General features: G+C 62.4%; 6 protein-coding genes. 4 read left to right on the top strand and 2 right to left on the bottom strand.

The window, feature by feature from the left end; all coding sequences use genetic code 11:
• Positions 1-80: 80 nt before the first annotated feature.
• Positions 81-1,970 (top strand): assimilatory sulfite reductase (NADPH) flavoprotein subunit, encoded by a 1,890-nt coding sequence (locus E6C55_RS28310; protein WP_136373195.1) that lies wholly within the window; start codon positions 81-83, stop codon positions 1,968-1,970.
• A 26-nt stretch (positions 1,971-1,996) separates the two neighbouring features.
• Positions 1,997-3,736 carry an assimilatory sulfite reductase (NADPH) hemoprotein subunit gene (gene cysI / locus E6C55_RS28315; RefSeq protein WP_136373196.1) on the top strand — a complete coding sequence of 580 codons (1,740 nt, stop codon included), beginning with the start codon at positions 1,997-1,999 and terminating at the stop codon, positions 3,734-3,736.
• A gap of 243 nt (positions 3,737-3,979) precedes the next feature.
• On the opposite strand, the gene E6C55_RS28320 is transcribed toward cysI, so the two are convergent.
• Complete coding sequence (locus tag E6C55_RS28320; RefSeq protein WP_168735927.1) at positions 3,980-4,903, bottom strand: AraC family transcriptional regulator; 924 nt, start codon at positions 4,901-4,903, stop codon at positions 3,980-3,982.
• A 143-nt stretch (positions 4,904-5,046) separates the two neighbouring features.
• Here E6C55_RS28320 and E6C55_RS28325 point away from each other — a divergent pair, with 143 nt between their 5' ends.
• On the top strand, positions 5,047-7,722 hold the full coding sequence (locus tag E6C55_RS28325; RefSeq protein WP_136373198.1) for an alpha-L-rhamnosidase: 2,676 nt from the start codon (positions 5,047-5,049) through the stop codon (positions 7,720-7,722).
• A 95-nt stretch (positions 7,723-7,817) separates the two neighbouring features.
• Here E6C55_RS28325 and E6C55_RS28330 read toward each other — a convergent pair whose 3' ends face one another.
• Positions 7,818-8,576 carry a YheC/YheD family protein gene (locus E6C55_RS28330; RefSeq protein WP_136373199.1) on the bottom strand — a complete coding sequence of 253 codons (759 nt, stop codon included), beginning with the start codon at positions 8,574-8,576 and terminating at the stop codon, positions 7,818-7,820.
• Between the two features lie 172 nt (positions 8,577-8,748).
• Between E6C55_RS28330 and E6C55_RS28335 the strand changes: the two genes are divergently transcribed.
• Positions 8,749-9,729 carry a gamma-glutamylcyclotransferase family protein gene (locus E6C55_RS28335; RefSeq protein ID WP_136373200.1) on the top strand — a complete coding sequence of 327 codons (981 nt, stop codon included), beginning with the start codon at positions 8,749-8,751 and terminating at the stop codon, positions 9,727-9,729.
• Positions 9,730-9,862: the final 133 nt, after the last annotated feature.

Raw genomic sequence — 9,862 nt, forward strand, 5'->3', positions numbered from 1 at the left:
GCGGACTAAGGTAGTATTAAACTTAATTTAAACAAAGTAACGTTGTCGGATATCCAACGAACCGTGCGAGGTGGACATAGTTGCAACTTTTAGTAACGAACAGTCCGTTTACGGGCGAGCAGGCCGAGCTTCTCAACAAGCTGCTCCCGACGTTGACGGAAGCTCAGATTCATTGGCTTAACGGTTACCTTACCTTCTATCGCAGCGGCAGTGCGGGAGCTGCGGCTCTTGCGTCGTCGGCCATCGAAGCGGCAGTTGCCGTCGCATCCGCGTCGCCGGCTGCGGTTGCCGAAGCAGCGGCGCCCGAGGTGCCTCGCGAGGCGACGATTCTGTTCGGCTCCCAGACGGGCAATTCCCAGCGGCTGGCGGGTCGCTTGGCGGAACAACTGAAGGGCCAGGGCTTCGAGGTCACGCTGTCGGCGATGAATAAATACAAGACGAACAACCTGAAGAAGGCCCCGTACTTGTTCGTCGTGGCGAGCACGCACGGCGAAGGAGATCCGCCCGACAATGCGATCTCGTTCCACGAGTTCCTTCACAGCAAGCGCGCGCCGAAGCTGGACGGAACGAAGTTCGCCGTGCTTGCCCTGGGCGATACGTCTTACGAATTCTTCTGCAAGACCGGCCAGGACTTCGACAAGCGGCTTGAGGAGCTTGGGGCGGAGCGCATCGCGGCCCGCGTCGATTGCGACGTGGACTTCGAGGATGCGGCTTCCGGCTGGCTCACTTCCGTTAGCGCCGCGGTAAGCGCGGCGACGTCCGCGGGCTCGGCGTCCGCAAGTGCCGCTTCCGGCGTCGCAGGCGCTCAGGCAGCAGTTGCGGGGGCAGCGGGCTCGGAATCGGAATATTCCCGCGCGAATCCGTTCCACGCCGAGGTGCTGGAGAGCCTGAACCTGAACGGCCGGGATACGGATCGCGAGACGCGCCATCTCGAGCTGTCGCTCGAAGGCTCCGGCCTGACGTATTCGCCGGGCGATGCGGTGGGCGTCTTCCCGACGAACGATCCGACACTGGTCGACGAGATCCTGTCGTACTTGAAGTGGAACCCGGACGAGGCGGTCGTCACCGGCAAGAACGGCGAGACATCGCCGCTGCGCACGGCGCTGCTGCATCATTACGAGATTACCGTGCTGACGAAGCCGCTGCTGGAGAAGGCTGTCGCGTTCTCGGGCAACGCGAAGCTGGCGGATCTAATCAAGCCGGACAATAAAGATGAGCTCAAGGCGTACATCGGCGGCCGCGACCTGCTCGATCTGCTGCGCGATTACGGTCCGTGGACGCTGTCTCCGGGGGATCTGGGGCAACTGCTGCGCAAGCTGCCGCCGCGTCTGTACTCGATCGCAAGCAGCATCAACTCCCATCCGGACGAAGTGCACCTGACGATCCGCAAGGTCGAATACGAAACGCACGGCCGCGAGCGCAAGGGCGTCTGCTCGGTACAGGTGTCCGAGCGGCTGTCCGTGGGCGATACGCTGCCGGTCTTCATCCAGCAGAACCCGAACTTCAAGCCTCCGGTCAACCCGGAGACGCCGGTTATCATGATCGGGCCGGGCACGGGCGTTGCGCCGTTCCGCGCGTTCATGGAGGATCGCGAGGAACTCGGAGCGACGGGACCGTCGTGGCTGTTCTACGGGGATCGTAACTTCGTGACCGACTTCCTGTATCAGACGGACTGGCAGCGCATGCTGAAGGACGGCGTCCTGACGAAGCTGGACGTGGCGTTCTCCCGCGACACGGACGAGAAGGTGTACGTGCAGCATCGCATGCTCGAGAACGGAGCGGAGCTGTACAAGTGGCTTCAGGACGGCGCCCATGTATACGTCTGCGGCGACGAGAAGCATATGGCGCACGACGTTCATGCCGCACTGCTTGCGATCGTCGGCCAGTACGGGAGCTTGAGCCCGGAAGCTGCCGCCGAATATGTGGCCGAACTGCAGGAGCAGGGCCGTTACCAACGAGACGTATATTAATCGCCTGAACGAAGGAGCTGACAATCGTGGCGAATCATCATAAGGTAGAACCGATCGGCGGGCCGCCAAGCGACGTCGAACATCTGAAGCGAGAAAGCCATTATCTGAAGGGATCGCTCGTCGAGTCGCTCGCGAACCGCATCACGGGCGGCTTGCCGGACCTGGACAATCGGCTGCTCAAGTTCCACGGCAGCTACATGCAGGACGACCGCGACCACCGCACCGAGCGCGAGAAGCAGAAGCTGGAGCCGTATTACCAGTTCATGCTGCGCGTCGTAACTCCGGGCGGAGTCGCGACGCCGGAGCAATGGCTTGTCATGGACGAACTGGCCGACAAGTACGGCACGGGCAGCCTGAAGCTGACGACCCGTCAGGCGTTCCAATTGCACGGGGTGCTCAAGTGGAACCTGAAGAAGACGATCCGCGAGATCAACGATGCGCTGCTCTCGACGCTGGCCGCGTGCGGCGACGTCAGCCGGAACGTCATGTGCAACCCGAACCCGTACCAGTCGGAGATCCACGCCGAGGTGTTCGAGTGGGCGCAGAAGCTGACGAGCCATCTGGCTCCGAAGACGCCTGCGTATCATGAGATCTGGCTGGACGGCGAGAAGGTGCTGGACAGCCTGCCGCAGAGCGACGGCATTGAAGGCGATACGGTCGAGCCGATCTACGGGCCGGTCTATCTGCCGCGGAAGTTCAAGATCGGCATCGCGGTTCCGCCGTCCAACGATGTGGACGTTTACTCGCAGGACCTGGGGTACATCGCCATCGTGGAAAAAGGCAAGTTGGTCGGCTTTAACGTCTGCGTAGGCGGAGGCATGGGCATGACTCACGGGGATACGGCGACGTATCCGCAGCTTGCCAAGCTCATCGGCTTCGTAACTCCGGATCGAGTGCTGGAGCTCGCCGAGAAGATCGTGACGATCCAGCGCGATTACGGCAACCGTTCCGTACGCAAGAATGCGCGCTTCAAGTACACGATCGACCGTCACGGCCTCGAGTGGTTCGTGAACGAGCTGCACGACCGCCTCGGCTGGGAACTGCAGCCGGCCCGCGAGTTCCGCTTCGACCATACGGGCGATCGCTACGGCTGGATCAAGGGCAAGGACGGCAAGTGGAACTTGAACCTGTACATTCAGGCCGGCCGCGTCAAGGACATCGAAGGCTACCCGCTGCGCACGGCGCTTCGCGAGGTCGCGAAGATCCATACCGGCGACTTCCGCCTGACGGCGAACCAGAACCTTGTCATCGCCAATGTGACGAGCCAGAAGAAGACGAAGATCGCCGCCATTCTGAAGCAGTACGGCATCGGCGAAGGCACGCAATATTCGGCTCTGCGCCGGAGCGCGCTCTCTTGCGTGGCGCTGCCGACCTGCGGCCTGGCGATGGCCGAAGCGGAGCGGTACTTGCCGACGCTGATCACGAAGCTGGAGCCGATCCTCGAGGAAGCCGGCATTCAAGACGAGGAGATCAACATCCGCATGACCGGCTGCCCGAACGGCTGCGCCCGTCCTGCGCTCGGCGAGATCGCCTTCATCGGCAAGTCCCCGGGCAAGTACAACATGTACATGGGAGCCAGCTTCAGCGGCGACCGTCTTAGCAAGATGTATCGCGAGAACATCGGCGAGGAAGAGATCATCGACACGCTCAAGCCGATCCTTCACCGCTATGCGTCGGAGCGCGTAAGCGGCGAGCACTTCGGCGACTTCGTCATCCGCACGGGTTACGTCAAGCCGGTAACGGACGGCACGAATTTCCATGATTGATTCGATCAGTCGGCCGGGCTTGCCCGGTCGGCTTTTCTTTTTCGCAGGGTGCCCGTTTGGGTGCGCTTGCTCTTCTTCTAAGAGGGTGCCTTATCCCTTCTGATCAGAATTCCACAAATTGGATAATCTGAGCGGGAGGGATAAGGCACCCTTTGCGCAAAAACGATGGTACGAGGATACTCGGGGAAAAGCGGGGGGTTGTCGATTTATGTCGTTTTCTGCTTCGGCAACGATAACGGTCCCCTATAGCGAAGCACGCTCCGAGGATTTCCGATACCGCCCCGGCGTGCAGCCTTCGATGCGCTTGAACACGCGGGCGAACGATTGCGGGTCGCGGTAGCCGACGAGGCTCGCGATCGCTTCCAGCTTGTGATCGGTCGAGCGGAGAAGCTCGCAGGCGGCGTGGACCCGCTGACGCTGCACGAACTCATGGAACGTCTGCCCCGTGCGACGCTTGAACAGCCGGTGGAAGTGCCGTTCGCTCAAGCGGAACGCGCCGGCGACGTCGCGCAGCGCAAGCGGCTCCGCGAACCGCTCGCGGATGAAGGCGGAGGCGTCCGCGATGAGGTCGCCTCCGCCCGGCTCCACGGGCAGAGCCTCCATGCGGAGCAGCCGCGCCCATTCGATGACGAGCTGGGCGAGCATCGCGCGCAGCATGGCGGAGCAGCCGGGCCCCGCTGCGGCGTGCTCCTCGTGCATCCGCTCGAAGAGAGGCTCGAGCCGCAGCCGCTTGTCGCGCACCGCGCTCAGCTCGCCCGAGTCTCCGGCCAAGGAGCGCCAGAGCGCATCCAGGCCGAGGTCGGGAACGTCGCTCGCGATCTCGCCCATAAGCGCCTCGTCGAAGACGACGTTGTAGACGACGAGGCGGCTGTTTCTCTCCAGGGAGGAGGGGCGGAATACGTGCGAGCTGCCGACAGGCAAGGCGAACAGATCGCCTCGGGACACGGGAAGCATCCGATCCCCCAGGTAGTGGAAGCCGGAGCCTTCCGCCACATAGGTCAGCTCGATAAAGTCGTGCTCGTGCAGCCCCAGGTCGAAGCGTTCCTCGGCCCGATTGACGAAGATGCGCAGCCCGCTGCGGAACAGCTCGCTTCCCTTGAGCGTGTGCCGGGGCTGCCTTGCCGAATGGCTCGATTGCTCCATGCTGTACTCCGAGTGTTGTCCCATGCCTCCGCCTCTTTTCCCCGAGTGCTCTTTGATGTCCATTTTACCACCTTAATCCGTCCGAATCAGCTCTATTTCTTGCCATGTAAGCGCGTTAAACTGCTCTCAGAGACGAACATTCATCCTACATTCAAGGAGAGAGCGATATGGCGACTATCGAGATTTACGATCTGACCTGCAATCATAAGACGAACCCCGTCGGCATCGACGACCGGGAGCCGAGGCTGAGCTGGAAGCTGCGGACGGAAGGGAGAGGCGCTCTCCAAGGAGCCTACCGGCTGCAAGTGTCCGAGGACCCGGAATTCGCGCAAGCCATCGTCTGGGATACGGAGCGGACCGAGAGCGGCCAGTCCGTGCTGATCGCTTACAGAGGGGCTCCGCTTCGTTCGCGGACTCGTTACTACTATCGGGTTAAGGTATGGGACCTTGGAGGCGCGGAATCCGAGTGGAGCTCCCAGGCCATGTTCGAGACGGCCTTCTTCCCGGAGGAGGAGTGGGACGGAGCGCAATGGATCTCGCATACACTGCCTCTGGACGAGGAGGACGACGAGCCGATCGCTTACTTGCGCAAGGGCTTCCGACTGAAGGGGGCGATCGCTTCGGCCCGGATCTACGCGACGGCGCTCGGCGCCTACAAGCTGTTCGTGAACGGTCGGGAAGCCGACGACACGCATCTGAATCCGGGATGGACGAGCTATGAGAAGCGGCTGCAGTATCAGACGTACGACGTGACGTCGCTTCTGACGGAAGGGGATAACGCGATCGGCGTTCAGCTCGGCAACGGCTGGTACCGCGGCGTGCTTGGCTGGAACGGCCAGAAGAGGCGCAGCGAGGAACGGCTTCTGCTCGCGAAGCTTCACGTGCGCTATGCGGACGGCTCGGAGGAAGTCGTCGGCACGGACGAATCGTGGCGCGGCAGCGACGGGGCGCTGCGGATGTCCGAGCTGTATCATGGGGAACGGTACGATGCCCGCTTGGAGAAGAAAGGGTGGAACGCTGCCGCCTTCGACGACCGTGCATGGAGCTCCGTTCGTGCGAGCGCCCGCCCGCAGGCGAAGCTCGTCGCGCAGGAGAACGAGCCGGTCCGCCGGGTCGACGAGATCGTTCCGGTATCGGTGCTGACGACGCCGCGCGGCGAGACGGTTATCGACTTCGGCCAGAACATGGTCGGCTGGGTGCGCTTCGCCGTGAACGAGCCTGCGGGCACCGTCGTTACGCTGAAGCACGCCGAGGTTCTCGACCGCGAAGGCAACTTCTATGTCGGCAATCTTCGGTCGGCGAAGCAGACGATCGAATACGTCTGCTCCGGGGAAGGCGAAGAGAGCTTCCACCCGACGTTCTCGTTCCAGGGCTTCCGTTATGTGAAGGTGGAAGGAATTCCGGCGGAGCGCATCGCCGGGAAGTTCGTCGGCTGCGTGCTGACGAGCGACCTGAAGGCGGCGGGAAGCTTCCGCTGCTCCGATCCGCTGATCAACAAGCTGGCGGACAACATCGTCTGGGGGCAGATCGGCAACTTCGTCGACGTGCCGACGGATTGCCCGCAGCGGGACGAACGGCTCGGCTGGACGGGCGACGCGCAGGCGTTCATCCGCGCTTCGACGTACAACCGCAACGTCGCGCCGTTCTTCGTGAAGTGGCTGCGGGACCTCGCGGCCGACCAGCAGCCGGACGGCGGGGTGCCCCACGTCATCCCCGAGCTGAAGATCGCCGGACACAATTCGGCAGCTTGGGGAGACGCGGCCGTCATCTGCCCGTGGGTCGTCTACGAGCGCTATGGGGATGAACGCGTCCTCCGCGAGCAGTTCCCGAGCATGAAGGGCTGGGTCGAGTACATTCGGGCCCAGGGGGATAACGAGTTCCTGTGGAACACGGGCTTCCACTTCGGCGATTGGCTCGGTCTCGATGCGAAGGAGAACAGCTATGTCGGAGCGACCCCGCGCGAGCTGATCGCGTCGGCATTCTACGCCTATTCGACCGGCATTGTAGCGAAGGCGGCGAAGGTGCTCGGGCTCGAGCGGGAGCACGAGGAATACGCCGGGATGTACGAACGCATTGTAACCGCGTTCCGGAACGAATTCGTGACGCCGAGCGGCCGCGTCGCTTCGCCGACCCAGACGGCCTACGCCGTCGCGCTCATGTTCGACCTGCTCGAGGAGAAGGATCGCCGGCAAGCGGCGGACCGCTTCGCGAAGCTGATCGAAGAGAGCGGAACGCAGCTCACGACGGGCTTCGTCGGCACGCCGTACCTATGCCACGTGCTGACTCGCTACGGCTACGGGGAGTTGGCCTACAAGCTGCTCGAGCGCCGGGAGTATCCGTCCTGGCTGTACCCGGTCGTGCGCGGGGCGACGACGATCTGGGAGCATTGGGACGGCATCAAGCCGGACGGCAGCTTCTGGAGCGACGACATGAACTCGTACAATCACTACGCGTACGGGGCGGTAGGCGACTGGTTGTTCGGCTCCGTCGCGGGCATCGACGCGGACGAGAACGAGCCGGGGTATCGCCGGATCAAGCTGCAGCCGCTGCCGGGCGGATCGCTGCGCCACGCCGAGGCGAAGCTGGAGTCGCCGTACGGCGAGATCCGCTCCGCCTGGAAGCGGACGGCGGACGGCGGCATCGCCTACGAGTTCACGGTGCCGGCGAATGCCGAAGCCGATGTGTTGCTGGCGGGCGCCGCCTTGGCCGCCGCAAGCGAATCCGGCCGCCCGCTGGCGGAAGCCGCAGGCGTGTCGGCCGTGTCGGAGTCGGCCGAGGGGCTGAGCTTCCAACTCGGCTCGGGAACGTACCGGGTGGAGGTAGCGGCGGCAGGCGTCCAATAAAGTCTCCCAAGTAGAAAATAGCGGCAAGAGGAAGGGCATTCCTCTGCCGCTATTTGTCGTTGTGGCTCCATGCCGCACATCCGCACATTCATCCGCTACTTTTTTCTCCCGTATTGCTCGGCATACGAGACGATTTTGCGATACAGCGTACGGTCGCTCATCTTCTTCAGCGGATAGAACTGCGGCCGGGTGTTGACCTCGAGAATCCACAGCAGTCCGCGATTATCCAGGGCGACGTCGAGCCCCAGTTCGCGGAAGCCCGACTTGTGCCTGTCGAACAACGCTCCGACCGACTCTCCCAGCTCCTCCAGTTCCGTCCGAATGCGGCGAATCTCGTCGTCCCGGAACCCGGCGTCTTCAAGCGTCGGTTCGAAAAAACCGATTTTCCCACCCTGGTTGTAGTTCGTTGCGACCGATCCGGACTTGCCGATCTTCATGAACAGCGCCGTGCTCGTCCAAGCTCCCTCCGACGTCTTCTGCACCATGACACGGATGTCGAACGGCTTGCCCTTCACGGTAACGAGCGGAATTTCTTGCTGCAAGAGATAAGGTTCCGAGGCGGCCTTCTTGCTTAAGTACGCCTGGAGCGCCTCCGCTCCCGCGTGTTTGCGGGTCGTATGGCGAAGCTTCGTCGTATATTGTTCCCCTTGCCGGGCGATGCGAATGATTCGTCTGCCCCCGGTTCCGCCGGTCGGCTTGAAGTAGACGGTCGAATGACGGGAGAGAATCTTCGCCAGATTCGCCGCCGTGAACGGGAGCGTCCACGGAACATACTCCTCAAGCGCCTCGTCGGCGAGCAGCCACTTTGTTTTGACCCACTTGCTCTTAAACGATACGCTGCGATATGCCGGCATGAGACAATCAACCTCCCTCTATTCATACCTGTATGCATGTGGCCGAATCCTGCTTGTACGGATGACCTCCCGCAACGCGGAGAGCGGTATTGCGCATTCTGCTTGGAGTTCGGGCTACATACGATGAGGAGGAATGCAGCGGCGCTTCGGCGGTGCGAGGGAGGCATGGTGAATGACGGATAGCGTGACGGATAACGTGATGGATAGTGTAAAGGATAACGTGAAGGATAAAGCGATGGATAAACGTTCCGCTTTGGTGTTCGTATACGGCAATGCGCGGAGGAGCGAAGGCAATCGCAAGCTGCTCAAGGGGGCGGAGCGCGTCGCGGAGCAATGCTGGACGGCCGGCAAGCTGCACGATACCGGAGAAGGGTATCCGGTGCTGTGTCCGGGTGGCGGGGGCTTCGTCTACGGCGAGCTGTTCCGGGTGCCGATGGAGACGCTTCGCCTGCTGGATGCTTGGGAAGGCATACGAGATGGAGCGTGCGAGACGGGGCCGCGTTCGCAACGGAGCTTGCGGGCGCTCCAACCGGTTTTTACCGACCGCGGTGAGGAGCTGGCGTACGTCTATCTGTATCCGGGAGCGAAGCGGGGGGAGCTTCCGTCGATCGAGCATGGCGACTGGGCGTTCTGCAGGCGCGAGCGGGAGCGGGAGACGCTGCTGTACTTCGCCTATGCGTCGTGCATGGACGATGAGAGGTTCAGGCGGGCGAAGGTCGACCATCTGTTCCGGGATTGCTTGGGCAGGGGCGTGCTGCGGGGGTACGACCTGCGCTTCTCCCGTCGGGCCAAGGACGGGGGGCGAGCCGATCTGGCGGAGCTTGGAGGCGGAGGCTGGGCGGAAGGCAAGGTGTACCGGATCGGAACGGAGGCGCTTGAGTATCTGAAGAAGAGAGAGGGCGTTCACGCCGGTCACTATCGTCCGGCCTTCGTTGAGATCGGAGTCGGCCCCGGCGGTCGGATGAAGCGGCAAGCGCTGACGTTCCTCGTTGTGCGGAAGTCCGACGTCGAGTCGCCTCCCCCGCCGGGCTATCTGCTTGAGATCCGGAGGGGTGGCAGCACGGTATGGACGGCGGAGTACGCGCTGAGCTTCGAGAGGAAGCTGCTTGCCCTGCAAACCGAGGCGGCGGCCGCGACGGACACGCTAAAGTAGACGAACGAATGTGAAAAACCAGAGCGACCGAGCATAGGTTGAGTAACTTAGCAGGTGGAAACCCTGCTTGGAAAAGGCGAAGCCACGCCACCAATAGCGAGTCTTGGAGCGAAGCTGGCAACAGAGTCGTTTA

The sequence above is a fragment of the Cohnella fermenti genome, from assembly GCF_004801405.1.
Lineage (GTDB): Bacteria > Bacillota > Bacilli > Paenibacillales > Paenibacillaceae > Cohnella > Cohnella fermenti.

Coding starts and splice junctions, on each gene's coding strand:
- E6C55_RS28320 (WP_168735927.1), bottom strand. CDS start 4,903: ATGGGACAACACTCGGAGTACAGCATGGAGCAATCGAGCCATTCGGCA.
- E6C55_RS28325 (WP_136373198.1), top strand. CDS start 5,047: ATGGCGACTATCGAGATTTACGATCTGACCTGCAATCATAAGACGAAC.
- E6C55_RS28330 (WP_136373199.1), bottom strand. CDS start 8,576: ATGCCGGCATATCGCAGCGTATCGTTTAAGAGCAAGTGGGTCAAAACA.
- E6C55_RS28335 (WP_136373200.1), top strand. CDS start 8,749: ATGACGGATAGCGTGACGGATAACGTGATGGATAGTGTAAAGGATAAC.